Genomic DNA, 20,871 nt, shown 5'->3' with positions numbered 1-20,871 from the left:
TTCCGTATTGTCAGCTGTTAAATATTATAAAGGGATATTTATATTATTTCATCATTTCTGCTCGATATGCCCCAATGCCTTATTCAAGCGGTACAGTGTAGTACCAAATGTCTCGACGAGATATTTTTTGCTGAACTTCCTTTCGCGCTTATGGAAGTACATTGTCGCAGCTGCAAAGGCATCAATATCTTCCAACTCCACTTTCTGCTCATACAGTTCGTGAAATAGTTCTATCCAAGACATCTGGTCCTCTTCATCCGTAAAGCCAGCTTGCGACAGTGCCTCCAGCCCTTTATGCATCCGCCCCAGCCTGACTAGCTTAAGTCCCTGGAAAAGGAATGATATATACAACTTCTCGTAATCTTCCAGATTCTCAATCGTATCCCACACGTCGTGTCCCAGTATGACGTCCCTCGGAACGACATTGTAGATCTTATAGAGACCTAGAAGGCGCCTGTACGGATCGTCATCCTTCAAGTAGGCGGTTTCTATCTCTGATACTTTCTCAGATGCCCTATGGCGGTTCCAAGGGCTATATATTTCCTTTACCTGATGAAACGTCTGCATACGATTCCAGAACACCCTGGATTCTTCGGCACGACCAGTATGATAGCTTGCATGGCTCAATGCATGGAGCAGCTGGAAACTGATGAATGACTGTTTTTTGAATAAAGGATAAAGAAGCTCGTATGACCTTTCGTACTTCTGCAGGAAATTGAGCACGAGCCCCACCTTGAACCGGGCATCATCATCTAATGGTTGCACCACTTCCAACTTTTTAAGGAATTCATTGAATTTATCCTCTTCTCCCGTGTGGTAGTACAAGAGTGTCATATGGCTCAATGCATGCATATCCGTGCGGTCTTCCAGAAATAGCTGCTCCAATAGTTCGTGCGCTTCATCGTAACGGTTCAGAAATAGGAGCGCCATGGCTTTCTGATTTCTGAATTCGCGTTCCTTCCGGATGTCTTCGGGCACTGTAGATAGAAATTCCAGGGCCTCTTCTATCCTGGCGTTCATGAAGAGATGCTGGAACAGATGCTGGGCTGTAAATCTAGCCGCTTCCCGTTCAACTTCTTCTTCATCATGAATACTCACTTCGAACATCTCTTCCAGTTCTTCATCATAGCCGGAGTCCGGCTCATATTTGACATATTGCACACCGAACAGAAACGCCTTATTCGCATCATTATTGATGATATAAAGTTGACTCAATATAAAATAAAATTCAGCATCATACTGATGCTGAATGAATGCGTTGATCAATATATGTTCAGCTTCTGCACCGCGGCCATTTTCAGCAAGCAAGTATGCATACTGGGACAGATATGCCAGATTATTCCGGTCAAGTTCATAGGCTTTCTGAAAGCTCCTAAGCGCCTCCGGTTTTTTATTCTGTTCTGTTTTCTTCAGACCTTGATTAAAATGGAATTCTCCATTCTGATCGAACGGAATCACTTTCCTAGTCATTATCCATACTCCTTATTATAAGCGGATTGCCGTAACCAGCCGAGTGGTCGGGAACATCTTTTGAAACTACGCTTCCCGCTCCTATTACAGCATGATTGCCGATAGTCACCCCCGGCAGAATAGTGACATTTGCGCCCACCATGGTATCATGTCCGATGTAGACATTCCCGAGACGATACTCATCCACGAGATATTCATGAGTCAATATCACTGTATTATACCCGATTATACTGTTTTTGCCAATGTGGATGCGCTCTGGATGCATAAGGTCCGGCATGGCTTTGTAGGCTAGGGAAACGTTCTCCCCAAGCTTCATGCCGAGTCCTTTCCTGTATAGTACATGCTTCCATATGGTCGAGGGACAAAACCGGCCAAGTTCGATTATGATGAAGTTCTTCGCAACTTTTATGCGTGAGACTGTCCTATATAGATGCCATAGCGGATTTATCGCACCCGCCTTGAATTTTTCAAGTTTCCTCATTTGCGTCTTCCTTTATAGATGCCTTGTACCTCCCGGTATTTCGGCAACTTATATTTCATTTCCCTATAGATCCAGACACCCGCTGCCACAACGATCAGAACTATTGAAATCAACTGTGCGGTACGCAGCTGCTCTCCGATCATCAGACTATCTGTACGCATTCCCTCTATGAAGAAACGGCCAATCGAATAATACATCAAGTATAGAAGGATGGTCTGGCCCACTTTCAGTTTTGGACGGAGCATGAGAAGGAGGATGAAGCCTATTATATTCCATGCGGATTCGTATAGGAATGTAGGATGGTAATACGCACCGTCTATAAACATTTGGTTGATGATCCAGTCTGGGAGCATCAAGGATTCGAGGAAGTTTCTGGACACTTCTCCCCCATGCGCCTCCTGGTTCATAAAATTTCCCCAACGGCCTATGGCCTGCCCCAAAATAAGGCTCGGGGCCGCAATGTCCGCCAACTGAAAGAAACTGAAGCCTTTAGCCCGGCAGTAGACGATACCAGCGATGAAGCCACCAATCAATCCTCCATGAATCGCCATACCCCCTTCATTTATCAGCAATATGGAAAATGGATTCTGACTATAGTATTCCCATTGGAAAATAACATAATATAATCTTGCACCTATAATTGAAGCAATGATGATATAGAACATCAAATCCATGAAAAGTCCTTCAGGAAGACCCTTCCGGTCCGCTTCACGGTCTGCTATGTAATACCCAAGCAACATGCCGGCCGCTATGATGATGCCATACCAGTGGATCCCTATCGGGCCGAGTTCAATTGCGATTGGGCTGAACGGCGCGCTATAGATCATCAATCATCCCTCCGTTGATTTGGATTTGACGGTTCAGACGGTCATTGAATTCCTGGGCTGCATCGTACCCCATATACTGCATACGATAATTCATGGCAGCCACTTCAATGATGCCCGCCAGGCTACGCCCCGGACGGATAGGGATGGTCTTTTGGTCGATCTCGGTATTCAAGATCTTCAGCTTCTTCTGATCCAGGCCGAGACGTTCATAAGTTTTTCCCTTTTCCCAGGCTTCCAGGCTCACATTGAGCATGACACGTTTCTCCTCCAGGATACTTCCCGCTCCAAAAAGCGTCATCACATTAATGATGCCGAGGCCGCGTATTTCAAGCAGATTGCGTATGATTGGCGGCGAGGCACCAATCAGTACATTCTTCGACACTTCTTTTATCTCAACGTTATCATCAGCTACGAGCCTATGGCCATTCTTGACAAGTTCCAGCGCCGTCTCGCTTTTTCCGACGCCACTTTCTCCGGTGATTAGAACACCGATTCCGTATATATCCACCAATACACCGTGCATGTTAGTTTCTGGCGCCAAGGCTTTCTCCAGATGATTGGAGATTCTACTCGTAAAATTAGTCGTGTTGTCTTCAGTGACCAATAGGGGAATTCGGCTCTGGTTACACGCTTCTATAAATTCAAGCGGCGGATTCAGATTACGAGTGATGATGATGCAGGGCGTTTCTTTGCGGCATAATTTTTTCGGGCGGTCTTCCCTTTCTTCTTCTGTAAGCATCCTCTCAAAGAATGAAATTTCCGTCATTCCAAGTATCTGTATGCGATCGGAGGAATAATGGGAGAAATAACCTGCCATCTCAAGACCCGGACGCGAGACATCAATATTGGTGATTTCCTTGTTGATGCCATCATTACCCGAAATCAATTTCAGTTGAAATTCATCTATGATCTTTTTTACTGTGAGCATTTGGTCACCTCGGACATTTAATAATTCAACTATAAAGAATCAGGCTGCTCATTTCAATGAAACGGGACTTGAATACAAGGGGCAATTTTTCAATTATATATACAAACACACTACAGCCCGGCACAAATGCCGGGCTGTAGTGTGTTCTTTTTAACTGCGGTGCAGTGTAACACTGCCGAATTTGGTCCCCACTTCAAGCAACAGCGCTTCTTCATCCGTATCGTTAAGCAGCATCAATTCCTTGAACCCGATGTCCTGCGATTTCATGAATCTGACATTCAGGTCCGGAGGATAGTTGATCTGCCCGATGACGGTGCTCAAGCGACCTTCCACAGCACGGGCATGCGGGATATTTATATTGATGCTGCCCATGTTGGCATTAACCGTAGCAGATTCAGTTCCTGGTTCTAAAGAAACATTTACTGAACCATTAGAAGATATTGTAATATCTTTCGCATTCAACTTATCGGTATTGATTGTCCCAAGCATGGAAATCATCTCTATCGTTCCATGGGAACCCGCTTTAACGGTTATATCGCCCCTTGATGTTCTGATGAATGCATTGCTGCTCACTGCATCCTCGAGGGAAATGTTGCCATTCAACAGATCGATCGTGAGATCATTGAAGGATTGGGATTCAATCTGCACATTACCGTTAGATCCTGAAATGATGAGTCGTTTGAGTGTTTCCCGGTTCACCTGAAGTTCAATGTTCACCCGGGCTGTACGAATATCTGAAACGATGAGAAGCTCATCATTCTTGACTTCACAGATGATGTCCTGGAAATAATTACGCTGCTTATCAAGTTTTCTATAGAAAGGAGTCACTTCGAATCTCGCTGTAGTTGAACCGTCTGTCGGCACAACCTTGATATTGCCGTTCGCAATATCGATTGATACGTTCGAATAGTCGTCCTCGACCGTTTCGATGAGACGATTTTTTGAACCTTGTGTAAACATTGCGTCAATGGAACTGTTCTTGACACTGTCGAATGCCTTCTCGAAAGTACGGTAGACTTGGGCAGTCTGCTTCTGCCCTTCCATTTTATTTTTGACTTGATTCAATGCTTCATTTGCCTTTTCAGGGTTTACATACTTCTGAAATTCATCCATGAATTGGTTGAGAATATCCTTCGACCCATTTTTAGTCGAGCGATTCCGATTGGTCCTGTCTTCTTTTGCGTCCTGTACTGGATCATCCTGTTTCTCTTTGGATTCTATAGCTTCCATTAAACGGATTGCTTCTTCTGACGTGATTTTTCCTTCTTCCAACATTTTCAGAATGCGGTTTTTGTTATCCATTTCAATCCCCCTGATGGTTTCTGTCCAACCATTTTTTTAGGTGCTGTCCCGTATAGCTTTTTGGTTCTGCCATTACGTCCTGAATTGAGCCACTGACTACGATGGTGCCTCCCCCATCGCCGCCTTCCGGGCCAAGGTCGATGACATGATCGGCCACTTTTATGACATCTAGGTTATGTTCGATGACAATGACGGTATCCCCATTATTGACAAGACGCTGGATCACGGTGATCAACCTGCCTATATCCTCCGAATGAAGGCCAGTAGTAGGCTCATCCAGTATATACAACGTTTTTCCATCAGAACGCCTGTGCAGTTCGGAAGCGAGTTTGACTCTTTGCGCCTCCCCGCCTGACAATGTCGTAGCAGGCTGACCCAACCGTACATAGCCAAGTCCCACATCAAGCAATGTTTTCATTCTGCGTTTGATCTTTGGAATGTTTTCAAAGAAATAATAAGCTTCTTCCACAGTCATCTGCAGGACATCTGCGATGCTCTTATCTTTGTATTTAACTTCCAGCGTCTCTCTATTATAACGCTTTCCATCGCATACTTCACATGGTACGAATACATCGGGCAGAAAATGCATTTCTATTTTGATGATGCCATCGCCTTTACAGGCTTCACACCTTCCACCTTTGACGTTGAAACTGAACCGTCCTTTTTGATAACCTCGTACTTTTGCCTCGTTCGTCTGGGCAAAGACATCCCTGATTGTATCGAATACACCTGTATAAGTTGCAGGGTTACTGCGGGGTGTACGGCCAATTGGCGACTGATCGATATCGATTATCTTCTCAATGTTTTCTGCGCCTCTTATCTCTTTATGGTCCCCGGGTATTTGTTTTGATTTATACAGCTGAGTATGAAGCCCTTTATAGAGGATTTCATTAATAAGGGTGCTTTTGCCTGACCCCGAGACCCCTGTGACCACATTTAAAACTGACAGAGGAACTTTTACGTTGAGGTTCTTTAAATTGTTCTCTTTGCCTCCACGTACCTCAAGCACCTTTTTCATGTCAGGTTTGCGGTATGCATCCGGTAATAGAATCTCCCTCTTGCCGCTCAAATATTGACCAGTAATCGAGTTGTCATCCTCCATCACTTCGTCCGGTGTGCCCTGAGCCATTATACGACCACCGTGTTCCCCTGCTCCAGGTCCGATATCAATGAGGTGATCACTTGCAAGCATAGTATCTTCATCATGCTCCACCACAATCAGAGTGTTGCCGAGGTCGCGCATATCCTTGAGCGTGTTGATCAGGCGATCGTTATCCCTTTGATGGAGTCCAATGGAAGGCTCATCAAGTATATACAGCACTCCACTGAGCCTTGAGCCAATTTGTGTTGCAAGACGTATGCGCTGTGCTTCCCCCCCGGAGAGGGTACCACTCCGCCTATTCAGAGTCAGATAGTCCAAGCCGACATTATGAAGGAATGAGAGGCGCTCATATATCTCTTTAAGAATGGGTGCAGCAATTTTTCTGTTTTGTTCAGACAGGGAGAGTCCATCAAAGAAATCTATCGCTTCTTTAACGGGCTGATCCACAGCTTGGCCTATATGCCGCCCTTCTATCATTACAGCAAGGGCTTCCGCATTCAGTCGGTACCCTTCACATGTCTTGCATGTGATTTCCCTCATGTATCTGCTCATTACATCCCTTGTGTAATCGGATGGACTCTCCTTGTAGCGCCGTTCTATATTATTTATGATCCCTTCATAAGGCATCTTGCGGTTCCGGACTATACCGTTGTTTTGGGTGAACCTGTAGTTGACCACCTCGCCTTTAGATCCATGCAGTATCAGGTCCTTTTCTTTCTTCTTGAGGTCTTTAAAGGGGATATCCATATCTATACCAAAATGCTCGCAAGTCTGTCTAAGCAAGGTTGGATAATAGTCCGAGCTGATTGGTTGCCAAGGAAGGAGTGCCCCCTCCTTTAATGACAGGTCTGCATCAGGGATTACGAGGCGTTCATCCACTGCCATTTTCATACCCAGGCCATCACAGTCCGGACACGCTCCGTACGGGGCATTGAAGGAGAACAGTCTAGGTTCCATTTCTGATATGGTGAAACCGCATATTGGACAGGAGAAATGTTCGGAGAAATGCATGTCTTCCCCATCGATGACATTGACGGTGATATTCCCTTCTCCTTTTTCAAGTGCAGTCTGCATCGAATCGCTCAAGCGCGCTTCAATGCCTTCGCGGATCGCAAGCCGGTCGACGACGACATCCACATCATGCTTTTTATTTTTGGAGAGTTCGGGTACGGATTCGATGTCATACATTTCCCCATCTACGATGACCCGGGCATACCCTTCTCTAGCCAAATCTTCAAACACCTTTTCATGCAGCCCTTTACGGCCCTTTATGACAGGGGCAAAAAGTTGTACTTTGGTCCTTTCCGGGAGCTCCATGACCCGGTCGACCATCTCCTGAACGGTTTGCGATGTAATTTCGACGCCATGGATCGGACAGTACGGGGTGCCCGCCCTTGCATAAAGCAGCCTGAGGTAATCATATATCTCAGTAATCGTAGATACGGTCGATCTTGGGTTGTTGCTTGTCGTTTTCTGATCGATGGAAATAGCAGGTGACAATCCTTCTATCGAATCTACATCTGGCTTCTCCATCTGTCCCAGGAATTGCCTGGCATAAGAACTTAACGACTCCACATAGCGTCGTTGGCCCTCAGCATATATGGTATCGAATGCCAAAGAAGACTTCCCGGAACCAGACAGTCCAGTCATGACCACCAGGCTGTCCCTTGGGATGTCGACATCGATTCCTTTTAAGTTGTGCTGTCTTGCACCCCTCACACTGATATATTTGTTCTTCAAAATATCACCCTTCTGCTTTCAATTCGAATAGTGCGTCCCTGAGTTCTGAAGCGGTTTCGAAATCGAGATCCTTGGCAGCCTGCTTCATATCTTCTTCAAGCTGGGTCATCAATTTCTCTTTATCTTTTTTCGTCATCTTAGTCTTCTTACCTTTATCCGATCCATCACTTCTGCTTTCTTTCTTCACTTCCACTTCCGCACTGATCGAATCTCGTACTTCTTTCTGTATAGTTTGAGGCGTAATACCGTGCTTTTCATTATATTCAATTTGAATTTCGCGTCGTCTGCCGGTCTCTTCGATGGCGTAGTTCATCGAATCGGTCATTTTATCCCCATATAGGATCACGTGTCCTTCGCTGTTACGGGCTGCACGACCAATCGTCTGAACAAGTGCACGACTCGAGCGCAGGAACCCTTCCTTATCAGCATCCAATATTGCAACCAACGAAACTTCAGGAATATCCAGACCTTCCCGGAGTAGGTTGATTCCAACCAGTACATCGTGGACGCCCATCCTGAGTTCCCTGATTATTTCAATGCGTTCAAGCGTCTTGACTTCGGAATGCAGATATTGAACCTTTATTCCGGATTCTTTTAGATAGGCAGTCAAATCTTCTGACATTTTCTTAGTCAGTGTTGTGATCAGGACACGTTCATTCTTCTCGGTCCGGGTCACAATCTCCTCAAGCAGGTCATCAATCTGGTGTTCCGTCGGTCGGACATCGATAGTAGGGTCCAGCAATCCAGTCGGCCTTATGATTTGCTCGACCATCTTCTCAGTATGCTCCATTTCGTATGGTCCAGGTGTTGCTGAGACATAAAGCAACTGCTGGGTTTTCGCCTCAAATTCTTCAAATTTCAAAGGCCTGTTGTCGAGTGCACTCGGTAATCTGAATCCATGGTCCACTAAAACTTTCTTTCTTGCCTGGTCTCCGTTATACATACCCCTTATCTGCGGCACGCTGACGTGGGACTCATCTATCATGACCAGGAAGTCATCGAAATAATCAAGCAGTGTGTATGGGGTCGAACCCATGGGGCGCAGTGTCAGATGGACAGAATAGTTTTCTATCCCTGAGCAGAAGCCCATCTCCCGCATCATCTCCAAGTCATAGTTCGTCCGCTGTTCGAGGCGCTGCGCCTCAAGCAGCTTGCCATCATCACGCAAAATCTTAAGTTGCTCTTCAAGTTCTTTTTCTATACGGCCAATCGCTACTTTCATCTTTTCCTCGCGTGTGACGAAGTGGGACGCCGGAAATATTGCGATATGTTCGCGCTCTGCCAATACTTCACCAGTCAGATAGTCCACTTCTCTGATGCGGTCTATTTCATCGCCAAAGAATTCAACGCGCACGCATTGCTCATCGCGTGAAGCCGGGAATACTTCGACAATGTCCCCCCGTACCCTGAAAGTACCCCTTCTGAAATCGATATCATTTCGTGAGTACTGGACATCCACGAGCTTGCGTAGGAACTCATTACGGTCCATCTGCATTCCAACCCGTGCACTTACGACCATATCACGGTATTCTTCGGGATTACCGAGACCGTAGATGCAGCTGACAGATGAAATGATGATTACATCGTCGCGCTCAAACAACGCACTGGTTGCAGAGTGCCGTAATTTATCTATTTCATCATTAATCTGTGCATCCTTCTCTATAAAAGTATCCGTCTGAGGGACATACGCTTCAGGTTGATAATAATCATAGTAACTCACAAAATACTCTACCCTGTTATTCGGGAAGAATTCCTTGAACTCACTGTAAAGTTGCCCTGCCAAAGTTTTATTATGTGCAATTATTAAAGTCGGTTTCCCCACTTCTTCAATCACTTTACTCATGGTATATGTTTTCCCGGTACCTGTCGCACCGAGTAGTGTCTGATGTCTATTTCCGGACTTGATCTGTTCTGTAATCTCTTCTATCGCCTTTGGCTGATCGCCTGCAGGCTCGAATTTAGAGACCACTTCGAATTTGGCCATTCATTCTTCCCCCATTAATATGTTCGTAGACTATTTTACAAAATAAAAATAGAAATGGCAAACATTTGTTCGGCATTGGCTAATCGTCTTCCACTTTATCGACTTGGTAAACTTCCACTAGCATGTACCCTAAGACTATCGACAGCGAATCAATGAATATCACCCATTCAGAATGGTAAAAACCACGATAGATGGAGACTCCGAAGATTATGAAGGTTAGGAAGACTGCGACGAACTTGTTGCGTGTCAACCTTGAAAAAAACACCACTGTAAAAGCCGGGACCACCATTGCCATCATGTACCAGTAAAGAGCCATTCATCAGAGCTCCTTTTCCATTATGGCTTCAGTAATATCCATCAGTTCAGTTTTTGGTATGAATCTCTCCCGCAACATATCCGGGAGTATATTTTCAAGAAAGTCCGTTACACATTCCAGATGGGAATACCTTCTGATGGTTAGTAGGGACATTTCGTAGATTTCAAAAAATAGTGGTTCCGGATTACGTTTTTGTATTTCACCGAAGGATTCGTATAATAAGTCAATCTTATCCGCTACAGCCAATATTTCGCCTTCCACCGTACCGTCCTTGCCCTCTTTGAAACGCCTTAAATAAGTTTCCTGATACTCAACAGGAAATTCTTCCAGCACAAATCGCTTGGTCATGCTTTCCTCAACTTCTTTGAAAAGCACATTGAGTTCATCAGAGGCATATTTGACAGGTGTTTTGATGTCGCCTGTGAATATTTCCGGATAATCATGGTTCAATGCCTTTTCATAAAGACTCTTCCAGTCAATATCCGTTCCACTATGTTCTTCAACAGTGCCTAGGTATTGGGCAATTTTAGTCACTTTAAAAGAGTGGGCTGCCACATTATGATCCTGATATTTAAATTTTCCGGGACACCTCACGAGTTTTTCCAAGTCATTTAGACTTTTAAAATATTGGTGGACTCCCATAATTATTCCTCCTTGACGTAGTTGATGTAATCTTGAAGCAGTTTACGTTCGACTTCTCCAACATATGCTCTGATTATTTCTCCTTCAGAATCCACGAAAAATGTCGTAGGCATCAGATGGATATTGAAGGTCTGGAGGGCAGAATCTTCATCAGAAAACTCGTAGACTGGATAGGAGACCTTAAATTCTTCCAGGAATTCATCTCTATTGGATGCCTTGTCGTCTACATTTATTCCGATCATACCGACGGGCTGATCTTTATGCGCCTGATGGAATTCATTCAATTCAGGTGTCTCACGACGGCACGGGTCACACCACGAAGCAAAAAAGTTGACCACCGTCACTTCATTATCTGCTATGATTGCCTTCATTGTTTTCTCGTCATTCCGTACACCCTCCATTTTTTCATCAATGATATTCATGCCCACTGCATGATGGTTGTCCTTACCTTCAGACTCTTCGAGTGTCTTTAAAGATTGTTCTTTCAAGCCTTCTTCTGACATGTTGATGACAGCGGTGACACCTGCTCCAACCGTCAAAAAGAATAAGCCTAATATGATTATGATGACGATGTTTTTAAGTTTCATATTTCAACAAACCTTATTATTTATTTAGATTAGTTTAACATAACTTATAGAGACTTACATTTAATAGAGCGTGCTGAAGTGCATGAAAAAAGGCCAGGACCGAGTCCTGACCTTTTGTTATATGAATTAATATCTGAAGTATCCGTCGATTGAACCGTGCACATAACTTACAGAACGCTGTCCAACACCTTCAGATGGATTCAATGCGTCGACCATTTGGCCATTACCAATGTAGATGCCGACGTGTGAACCGCCATTGAAGAATACAAGATCTCCCGGTTGAGGGTTGGATACTTGTGTGCCTGCTGCCATTTGGCCTGCAGCAGTTCTTGGGAGGTTGACACCTTTAAATGCTTTCATGAACTGTTGGGAAAGGGCTGAACAGTCTACTGCTGTAGAAGTGTTTGCACCATATACATAGCTCTTGCCTGCTGCTACTGAGTGTGCAACAGATGCTGCGTTGCCACCCACATTTGATACTTGCTGACTTTGAGCCTTTTCAGCTTCTTGCTTTTGTGCTTTTGCTTGTTCTGCTTCCCTTTGTTCAATTCTTTGCTGACGTTCTGCTTCAGCTTGCTCAGCTGCGCGTTGTTCCGCTGCCGCCTGTTCTGCTACACGATCTGCTTCAGCTTGTTCTGCCGCACGATCATTGTTTTGTTGCGCTGCCGGTGCAGAAGGTTGCTCTACTGTCTCAGCTTCTGCCGCTTCAGCTTGCTCTGCTGCACGTTGTTCCGCTGCGGCTTGTTCTGCCTCAGCTTGCTCGGCTGCACGATCCGCCTCAGCTTGCGCAACTGCAGAAGATGTTTGATTTTCAACAGTTTCTTCTACTGCTGGTGCTGCCTCAACAACCTCAGTCTGTTCTTCTACAACAGGTGTATCTTCAACAACTTCAGTTTGCTCCTCTACAACAGGTGCAGCTTCAACGACTTCAGTCTGTTCCTCTACAACAGGCGCAGCATTACCAGAGACGATCAATGTTTTACCTGCAAAAATAAGATCGGATGATAGATTATTCCACTCCATGATCTGTTGGTACTCGACATTGAATTTCTGTCCTATTTTAAAGAGAGTATCGCCTGGTTGGATGACGTATGTGCCATCATCAGCCGTCTCGGTTTTTTTAACTTCTTCTTCTTCATCAAGGCTCAGTTGCTCGCCTTCAATAATAAGGTCGCTAGAGAGTCCATTTACTTCTTTAAGCGCAGAAACTGTTGTTCCATGTTCAGTTGCAAGGCCCCAAAGCGTATCTCCACTCTCTACGGTATAATCTGCTGCAGATATATTGCTGGATGCGACACCTGTGAGTGCAGTGACTGTTGCGACTGATAGTAGCGTCTTTTTCATAAGTAAATAAATCCTCCTATTTTTTAAATCTATTGTATATATTTATGTTTATATTTATCCCACTCAGGGTAATTCTGTGTTGTGGTTTAATCTTGAAATGTTTCTTGATGACTACGTTGCACACTATAGCACAGAATATCAGCCATTTGTGCCTTTGTAATACACTTGTAATGTAAAAGAAATCACTGAAATACAGCGTAATATAATGTTAAGCATCAAAAGACCCCTGACTGGAATATTCCAGTCAGGGGTCTTTTACTCATGATTTTATTTTCCAAATGTATATAACAAAATCAATGCACGTTGTCTTCTATGCCGTAATCGACAGCCTATTCACCTGTCTGGCTGGATAACCATTTTACAAGGGCGTCCATCTCTTTTTCATCTGAAACAAGGCCAGCAGGCATACCGTCCCCGCCTTCGTCAATTTGTGTACGTATTTCATCTTCAGACATCTTACTGCCTATATCCGTAAGTGCTGGGCCGGATGCGCCTTCAAGGTTTTCACCGTGACAGCTCATGCAGTTGTTTTGTTCGTATGATTGCTTGGCAAGCTCCGTGTCTCCAGAATCTGCACTGCCTTCCTCCGTGCTGCTTTCTTCCTCAGTACTTGCTTCACCAGTCGATTCCTCTGTGGATTCTTCATCTCCAGAGCCTCCACAGGCACCGAGGACAAGAACCAATGCAAAACTCATAAGTAACCAGAATTTTTTCATTACACTGTCTCCTTTGCAGATATGATATAGACTATATAATTCACTTACCCATCTATGAGAGTGATATAAACATTAATTGAATATTTAAAAACGCCCATACTATAGGGTATGGACGTCGCAACTTAATTTTCATCCATCGTCATGCGCAGGTAGGCATTAATGAAGGGACCAATATCTCCATCCATTACTTTATCGGTATTGCCCACATCCATGTTTGTGCGATGATCCTTTACCATGGAGTATGGGTGGAATACATAGGAGCGGATCTGACTGCCCCATCCTATTTCTTTCTGTTCTCCCTTGATGGCATCCATTTCCGCGCGGCGCTCCTCAAGTTCTTTTTGGTAAAGTTTGGACTTGAGCATATTCATCGCTTGTTCCCGGTTTTTGATCTGGGACCGTTCATTTTGACAAGTCACGACAATTCCGGTTGGATGGTGCGTGATTCTGACAGCTGAATCTGATGTATTGACATGCTGTCCCCCGGCTCCGCTGGAGCGGTACGTATCCACATTGATGTCATCTGGCTTAATTTCAATTTCGATATCCTTATTGTCGAATTGTGGCGTGACTTCGCAGGAGACGAAAGAGGTGTGTCTACGTCCCGATGAATCAAACGGAGATATCCGCACCAGTCGGTGGACTCCCTTTTCCGCTTTTAAAAGTCCATAACTGTTCAATCCTCTGATGAGCAGCGTTACACTTTTAACCCCAGCTTCGTCCCCTGACTGGTAATCAAGTGTCTCTACTTTGAAGCCCTGTTGGTCGGCATACCGTTGATACATCCTGAGCAGCATCTCAGCCCAGTCTTGGGACTCGGTGCCGCCTGCTCCAGGGTGCAGTTCGAGAATAGCATCCAGTTCGTCGTGTTCATTGTTAAGCAGCATATTCAACTCAAATTTGTCGATTTTAGCACGCACCTGATCGACATTTTCTTCGAGCACCTGATACATTTCCTCATCATCTTCTTCTTTGAGCAGCTCGTGGGACACTTCTATATCCTCAACGGCCTCTTCGATGGCATGGAACTCATCTACGACTTTCTTCAAATTGTTGTTCTTATCTATGACTTCCTGTGCCTTCTCCTGATTATCCCAAAAACTTGGGTCTGTCATCTGCTCTTCATACTCTTTGATCTGTGTCTCTTTTTCCTCTAAGTCAAAGAGACCCCCTGAAGTCATCTAATTTACCGTGCATCTCCGTAATGAAGTTCCTGATTTCATGTATTTCCATAATTACCCTTCTTTCTCTTATTTACCATGACAATTCTTATATTTTTTTCCTGACCCGCAAGGACAAGGGTCATTCCGACCCACCCTCATCTCTTTCTTTACCGGTCCTTTTTTGGCTTTTTCCTTACTGTCCCCTGCGTGCATTTCATTTTTTGCAATGACTTGTTCACGCTTGATCTCTTCATCGGACTTGACTTCCGTCTTCATGACATATCGTGCTGTATCGTCCTCAATCGCGACAAGCATATCTTCAAACATCTGCAAGCCTTCATTCTGATATTCCCTAAGAGGGTTGATTTGGCCATATGAGCGCAGATGGATGCCCGTCCTCAGCTGATCCATACTATCTATATGCTCAACCCACTTCTGGTCGATTGTACGCAACATCATCATACGTTCGAATAGTCGCATCTTTTCTGAGCCGAGCTTCTCTTCCTTCGCTGCGAGATCCGTCTGCATTTTTTCCAGGATAAGGGCTGTGATCTCTTCATTTTCACGTCCACGTATTTCGTCAACAGTGATTTCCTCTTCCCATAGATACATATCGGCGACAGTCTGGACAAACTGCTGATAATCTATAAGCTCTTCATCTTCCAGAATATAATAGTCTACGGTGCGTTCGACGGAAGATTCAATCATTCCCATCAGCTGGGCGCGCACATCTTCTTCATCTATCACTTCATTACGTTCTTCGTAGATGATTTCTCTCTGACGGCGCAGCACATCGTCATACTCAAGCAGCTTCTTACGTGCATCGAAGTTGTTGCCTTCTACACGTTTCTGCGCCGATTCGACTGCCCTGGAAATCATTTTGGAAGTCAATTCCTCTTCCGCCATACCCAGTCGCTGCATGGTGTTCTGCATGCGTTCCGACCCGAACCGCCTCATCAGATCGTCTTCTAGGGATAAGTAGAATGTGCTGACTCCAACATCCCCCTGACGGCCTGACCGACCACGCAACTGATCGTCGATGCGGCGGGATTCATGACGTTCTGTCCCTATAACGGCGAGTCCACCCAGTTCAGTCACACCTTCACCGAGCTTGATGTCTGTCCCACGTCCGGCCATATTCGTGGCGATGGTTACAGCACCTTTTTTACCTGCATTGGCGATTATTTCAGCTTCCCGTCCATGATTCTTCGCATTAAGGACATTATGTCTGACTCCTTTTTTGCGGAGCATCTCGGAGAGGTACTCACTTGTCTCTACAGCCACCGTACCTATCAGGACCGGCTGACCTAATCGGTAGCGTTCAACCACTTCTTCTATCACATGCTTGAATTTGAATTCCTTGGTCGAATATATCTTATCAGTGCGGTCAATCCTAGCAAGTGGTTTGTTAGTCGGAATGACAGTTACTTTCATGTTATATATGTTGAGGAATTCCTCTTCTTCGGTCTTGGCTGTACCGGTCATGCCTGAGAGTTTATTGAACTGCCTGAAAAAGTTTTGGAAAGTAATCGATGCCATTGTTTTTGATTCATTTTGGATATCGACGCCCTCTTTAGCTTCGATGGCTTGGTGCAGTCCATCAGAAAATCTGCGTCCTTTCATCTTTCTTCCTGTAAACTGATCGACTATGACGATCTTTTCATCTTCCACCACATAATCGATGTCGTTTTGCATTGAGAAGTGGGCCTTCAACGCCTGATTGATATGGTGCAGAAGGTTAACATGTTTGACATCGTACAGGTTGTCGACTTTAAACCATTTTTCGGCCTTTTCCATACCTTCATCGTTCAATTGGATGTTTTTCGTTTTCACATCATAAGTGAAATCTTCATCCTCCTTCAACATCTTCACGAAAGCGTTGGCTCTGATATATTGTGTATTCGACTGATCAGCTTTACCGGAGATGATCAGTGGTGTACGTGCTTCATCGATTAAAATGGAATCGACTTCATCGATGATCGCATAATTCAGTGTCCGTAGAACACGATCTTTCTTATATGTCACCATGTTATCCCTTAAATAGTCGAATCCAAGTTCATTGTTTGTCGTATATGTTATATCGGCATTGAAAGCTTCCCTTTTTTCTTCACTGTTTTTGGCATTCATGTTTAATCCTACACTCAACCCAAGGAAATTGTAGAGAACGGACATTTCTTCCATCTGGGTGGCGGAAAGATATTCGTTGACAGTGATTACATGAACTCCTTTGCCGGTCAATGCATTCAAATATACTGGCATCGTTGCTGTAAGCGTTTTACCTTCACCAGTTTTCATTTCAGCGATATCGCCTTTATGAAGTGTCATGCCCCCCATAATCTGTACTGGGTACGGCTCAAGTCCAAGCGTCCGTTTTGAAGCTTCTCTGACTGTGGCAAATGCTTCAGGAAGAATTTCATCAAGCATCTTGTCTTCTTTATCATCTTCGACTTCGGAAAGTTTTGCTTTGAATTCATCCGTCTTCGCCTGCAGTTGACTGTCTGACATTTTAGTGAATTCTTCTTTATACGCCTCGACTTTATCTGCGATCTTCTGGAGAGAACGCAACTCCCGTTTATTGCCGTCAAAGACTTTGTCCAAAATACTCATGGATTTCTCTCCTCACTAATTTCACTCTATATTCATTCAATAATAATATCACTAAATAGGCTAAAAATAAAATGAACGAATCAAAAAGGATCCCTGGCCGACTATAGCCAGGGATCCTCTTTAACAAGTCTCAAAAAGCATGCAACCAATCTTTAATTGGTTTCGATAAGACCGTATTTACCGTCTCTACGTTTATAGACAATGCTTGTACCATCAGTTTCCCTATCATTGAAGATGAAGAAATCATGGCCGAGCATATTCATCTGCAGCACTGCTTCTTCCGAATCCATCGGTTTAAGCTGGAATTGCTTTGAACGGACAATTTCAGATGTCTCCTCCGCCTCTTCGTCCTTGCCGTCTGCAGCATCGAGTGTTGCAAGGAAATCCTGCTCCGGATTCTTCTCCCTGAACTTGCGGTTGATTTTAGTCTTATGTTTCCTGATTTGTCTCTCCAGCTTGTCGATGATCAGATCGACGGCTGCGTACAGGTCATCATGGCTTTCTTCAGCCCGCAGAGTCAGGTCTTTCATAGGAATTGTGATTTCAACTTTTGCCTTCTTGTTATTATAGGTCTTGATGTTGACATGAGCGTGTGTATTGGGAGCATTAGTGAAGTAACGTTCCAGTTTGCCCACTTTTTCTTCTATGTGGCTTCTGATGGCGTCTGTTACTTCAATGTTCTCTCCTCGAATTTCACATCTTATCATGATGAAACCCCTCCTTGAGTACGTTATTCTTTCTACTTTCATTATATCAGAATGTTCATGCTTTGGAAAACGTTAACACATCGATTGAGGATGGGGAAATGGTGTAGAGTTTCTCCAGCGCATGGTGCACCGTCATGCCGGTCGTATATATATCATCAACCAGCAGAAGGCGTTGGTCGCGCAATTGACTCCCGTTCAAGACACTGAAAGGATTCTCCCCATTGATTCTCAGCACCTTACTCAGCTCAGACTGTCTGGCCCTATCGGTGGTGGCAAGCGCCTCTTTATAGACTATCCGTTTCTGATCAAGCACCGTTGTCGTCTGATTATATCCACGTTCTCTAAACCGATTTTCGGACAACGGGATGGGGATGACGGCATCGTATCCTCGCAGATCTATATCCAGCAACTCCGCGAGAACTTCTGACAGTGCGTAATCCCCCATGAACTTATATCTATGGAACAGCATTTTAACTGTTTGATTGTATTCCAAGAGGCAAGTAATCTTAGCGGGTGGCGTGAAACGCCGCTTTAGAAAATCACAATCCATGCATTTCTGCCACCCTTCTTCCATCAGGCGGTGACAGAAATCACAGCGCAGGCCGGCACGCCATTCTGTAAGCAGTTCCCGGCAAACGGGACATAGGGGGCGGGGGGTCTTGAAAAGGGTGATTATATCAGGTTCTTCCTGGATGTTTGAATGACAGTACAGGCAGATCATATCCTGACCCTTCCTGAATTGAAGGATTTGAGCATCTTCTGCGCAGCCGTGATGGAAGAAGTCCTATAGGCAGCCATAAAACAAATATTGCCGACAGGATCTGTCCACTTCCTCCCGACCCTCCCGCACATCTGCACAAGGCTCTCTTTGCTGAATCTTTCTGCATGGATGATGATCACATCCAGCCGATCGAACGTCACGCCGCGTTCCAGGATGGTGGTCGTAAAGAGAATATCAGTTTCCCCTGCTCGCATACGGGCCACTTTACCGTCGCGGTCAGGATCAGCACTATACACTGTTTCGATTGTTGGGAATTCGGGCAGCATCAGCTGATGCATCTTTTTCATCAATGCAATATCCGGGAAGAACACCATCACTTTCCTCTCGTCATGCAAGACACGTTCCAGTTCTTTTGTGCAGACGGCGGGTACCTTGTTCCTATGGACGCTCTTTCTAACGTCAATATACCGCATGTATGGTATGGCGAGCTTGTAGCCATGAAAGCGTTCCGGTAGAATTACCACGTTTTCTTTACCGACCTGCCTGATCAGTTGCCGCGATGGGGTCGCCGACATATAAATGATTGATGCCCTCTCCCTGCAAGCCCGGCTGATTGATTGCATGAGCAGTGGGTCTTCCGGCAAGGGGAAAGCATCAGTCTCGTCGACGATGACAAAATCAAAATGATCGATATAGTTATAGAGCTGATGGATGGTACAGACGACGAAGTGATGGTCCCGAACCTGTTTGACGCCATCATACATGAGGCTTATGGCACTGTCCGAAAAGGCCGCCTCCAACCTGATGTACACTTCTTTTACCACATCGATTCTCGGAGAGACGAAGGCAACATTCATCCCGTTCTGCCTTGCCCGTGAAATAGCCGCAAACGTCATCTCAGTCTTGCCTGCACCAGTCACTGCGTATAGGAGCAGATGCTGACGCCTCTCCAAAGCCCCGATGATCCTATCTGAAGCATAAGCCTGCTGCTTCGTCAGTTTGAAATCCAAAATGTACCCGGCGCTATCGAAACAGTCTGGGGGCGTGCTGCAGTATAGTGGTGCCATTGTGTCTGCCCGTCCTAGATTCGCGCATTTCAAGCAGTAGGATACCAGTTTTTCGTGCAAAGGCGATCGATATGTATAAAAATACTGACGTCGTTCATTGCCACAGCGATGACACTTTGGAATGGTGATGTCGACACCTTCTTTTTTATAGGGTATTGTACCTGTCCGCTCCAATATCATTTATTCGCTCCCTTTCCCCATTAAAAAAGACGCAGTAAACAAACTGCGCCTTTTCCCTAATATTCTGTATCCACCTCGAAAGTGGTATAACCCAAGCCCAACGCACCCTCACCAAGATGCGTTGCAATGACAGGGCCAAAATAACTCAATCTAAACGTAATATCCGGATACTCCGAATGGAGCTTCTCCATCCAACGCCTGCCTTCTTCTTCAGCGTTGCTGTGGATGACCACAGCAGTCACCGGTTTACCTTTATGTTTTTCCATTTCCTTCGCAAAAATTTCTTCTACGCGCTTTAACGCCTTCTTTTTAGTCCGTATCTTTTCGAAGGGTACAATCTTCGCATTCTGGAATTCCAGTATCGGCTTGACCTGCAATAGGCTGCCTATCATTGCTTGGGCGTTTGATAGGCGCCCTCCCTTCTGAAGGTTAGTCAATGTGTCTACTACGAAATAAGCATTCGTATGCTTTTTCCGCTTCATATCCTCCAGCCGATCCATCAAACTGTCCAAGGGCATGTCGGCCTTATGCTGAGCCGCATAAAGAGCCATGAAACCCTGTACATAGCAGGCGATCTCTGTGTCGACGGCATGGACCTTGATGCCATCGACGCTCTCTCCGGCCGCCATGGCGTTCTGATAGGTCCCGCTTATCTCACTAGACAGATGCACACTGATTACGTCTGTATACCCCTCACTCCTCAAAGCTTCAAGGAGTAGGATGTAATCGCCTATCGACGGCTGACTTGTACCGGGCAGGTCGGCCATCTTGTTCATCTTTTCAAAGAATGCTCCTGCATCTATATCTTCATCTTCCCTATAGGCTGTATCTTCAATGACTACATTAAGAGGGATGGTCCGGATATCATACTTCTTCTTCAGCCCTTCGGGCAGATAGGACGTAGAGTCCACCACCACCGCTATCTTCATACTCGCCCCTCCAATTCCCGATTCACACTTGATAACAGTTTACTACATTCCAATCGCT

18 protein-coding genes are annotated in these 20,871 nt (G+C 45.1%); all 18 read right to left on the bottom strand.

The window, feature by feature from the left end:
- Nucleotides 1–51: 51 nt before the first annotated feature.
- Entirely contained in the window at nt 52–1,470 is a 1,419-nt protein-coding gene (locus tag ACZ43I_RS02080) for a tetratricopeptide repeat protein (RefSeq protein ID WP_344704484.1), read from the bottom strand.
- Nucleotides 1,463–1,951 carry an acyltransferase gene (locus tag ACZ43I_RS02075; protein WP_344704486.1) on the bottom strand — a complete coding sequence of 163 codons (489 nt, stop codon included), beginning with the start codon at nt 1,949–1,951 and terminating at the stop codon, nt 1,463–1,465. Before ACZ43I_RS02075 ends, ACZ43I_RS02080 begins: the two co-directional genes overlap by 8 nt.
- Entirely contained in the window at nt 1,948–2,778 is an 831-nt protein-coding gene (gene lgt, locus ACZ43I_RS02070; RefSeq protein ID WP_344704488.1) for a prolipoprotein diacylglyceryl transferase, read from the bottom strand. Before lgt ends, ACZ43I_RS02075 begins: the two co-directional genes overlap by 4 nt.
- Nucleotides 2,768–3,706: an HPr(Ser) kinase/phosphatase gene (gene hprK, locus ACZ43I_RS02065; protein ID WP_344704490.1), complete on the bottom strand. Its 939-nt coding sequence runs from the start codon at nt 3,704–3,706 to the stop codon at nt 2,768–2,770. Before hprK ends, lgt begins: the two co-directional genes overlap by 11 nt.
- A gap of 150 nt (nt 3,707–3,856) precedes the next feature.
- Nucleotides 3,857–5,008 (bottom strand): DUF4097 family beta strand repeat-containing protein, encoded by a 1,152-nt coding sequence (locus tag ACZ43I_RS02060; RefSeq protein ID WP_344704492.1) that lies wholly within the window; start codon nt 5,006–5,008, stop codon nt 3,857–3,859.
- Nucleotide 5,009: 1 nt separating this feature from the next.
- Entirely contained in the window at nt 5,010–7,850 is a 2,841-nt protein-coding gene (gene uvrA / locus ACZ43I_RS02055; protein WP_344704494.1) for an excinuclease ABC subunit UvrA, read from the bottom strand.
- A gap of 4 nt (nt 7,851–7,854) precedes the next feature.
- Nucleotides 7,855–9,834 carry an excinuclease ABC subunit UvrB gene (gene uvrB, locus ACZ43I_RS02050; RefSeq protein WP_344704496.1) on the bottom strand — a complete coding sequence of 660 codons (1,980 nt, stop codon included), beginning with the start codon at nt 9,832–9,834 and terminating at the stop codon, nt 7,855–7,857.
- Between the two features lie 79 nt (nt 9,835–9,913).
- A complete protein-coding gene (locus tag ACZ43I_RS02045) occupies nt 9,914–10,150 on the bottom strand; it encodes a DUF2198 family protein (protein WP_344704498.1) in 237 nt (78 codons plus the stop codon).
- A 3-nt stretch (nt 10,151–10,153) separates the two neighbouring features.
- On the bottom strand, nt 10,154–10,792 hold the full coding sequence (locus tag ACZ43I_RS02040) for a YfbR-like 5'-deoxynucleotidase (protein ID WP_344704500.1): 639 nt from the start codon (nt 10,790–10,792) through the stop codon (nt 10,154–10,156).
- A gap of 2 nt (nt 10,793–10,794) precedes the next feature.
- Nucleotides 10,795–11,379, bottom strand: a complete 585-nt coding sequence (locus ACZ43I_RS02035) for a TlpA disulfide reductase family protein (protein WP_344704502.1) — start codon at nt 11,377–11,379, stop codon at nt 10,795–10,797.
- A gap of 126 nt (nt 11,380–11,505) precedes the next feature.
- On the bottom strand, nt 11,506–12,723 hold the full coding sequence (locus ACZ43I_RS02030; protein ID WP_344704504.1) for a C40 family peptidase: 1,218 nt from the start codon (nt 12,721–12,723) through the stop codon (nt 11,506–11,508).
- Between the two features lie 329 nt (nt 12,724–13,052).
- Complete coding sequence (locus tag ACZ43I_RS02025; protein WP_344704506.1) at nt 13,053–13,439, bottom strand: c-type cytochrome; 387 nt, start codon at nt 13,437–13,439, stop codon at nt 13,053–13,055.
- A 122-nt stretch (nt 13,440–13,561) separates the two neighbouring features.
- Nucleotides 13,562–14,672, bottom strand: a protein-coding gene (gene prfB / locus ACZ43I_RS02020) for a peptide chain release factor 2 (RefSeq protein WP_344704508.1) whose coding sequence is annotated in 2 segments (ribosomal slippage) — nt 13,562–14,599 and nt 14,601–14,672 — 1,110 coding nt in all. Because the reading frame shifts where the segments join, the coding sequence is not laid out codon by codon here.
- A 17-nt stretch (nt 14,673–14,689) separates the two neighbouring features.
- Nucleotides 14,690–17,209, bottom strand: a complete 2,520-nt coding sequence (secA, locus tag ACZ43I_RS02015) for a preprotein translocase subunit SecA (RefSeq protein WP_344704510.1) — start codon at nt 17,207–17,209, stop codon at nt 14,690–14,692.
- A 152-nt stretch (nt 17,210–17,361) separates the two neighbouring features.
- The gene (gene hpf / locus ACZ43I_RS02010) at nt 17,362–17,916 is read right to left on the bottom strand and encodes a ribosome hibernation-promoting factor, HPF/YfiA family (RefSeq protein WP_344704512.1); all 555 of its coding nucleotides are present in this window, start codon (nt 17,914–17,916) and stop codon (nt 17,362–17,364) included.
- Nucleotides 17,917–17,971: 55 nt separating this feature from the next.
- The gene (locus tag ACZ43I_RS02005) at nt 17,972–18,637 is read right to left on the bottom strand and encodes a ComF family protein (RefSeq protein ID WP_344704514.1); all 666 of its coding nucleotides are present in this window, start codon (nt 18,635–18,637) and stop codon (nt 17,972–17,974) included.
- Nucleotides 18,634–19,884 carry a DEAD/DEAH box helicase family protein gene (locus ACZ43I_RS02000; RefSeq protein WP_344704516.1) on the bottom strand — a complete coding sequence of 417 codons (1,251 nt, stop codon included), beginning with the start codon at nt 19,882–19,884 and terminating at the stop codon, nt 18,634–18,636. Before ACZ43I_RS02000 ends, ACZ43I_RS02005 begins: the two co-directional genes overlap by 4 nt.
- A gap of 56 nt (nt 19,885–19,940) precedes the next feature.
- On the bottom strand, nt 19,941–20,813 hold the full coding sequence (locus ACZ43I_RS01995; RefSeq protein ID WP_344704518.1) for a DegV family protein: 873 nt from the start codon (nt 20,811–20,813) through the stop codon (nt 19,941–19,943).
- Nucleotides 20,814–20,871 lie beyond the last annotated feature (58 nt).

The organism is Salinicoccus jeotgali, from assembly GCF_055379195.1.
The sequence above is the reverse complement of the archived record's forward strand: the minus strand, read 5'-3'. Positions and strand labels throughout refer to the sequence as shown.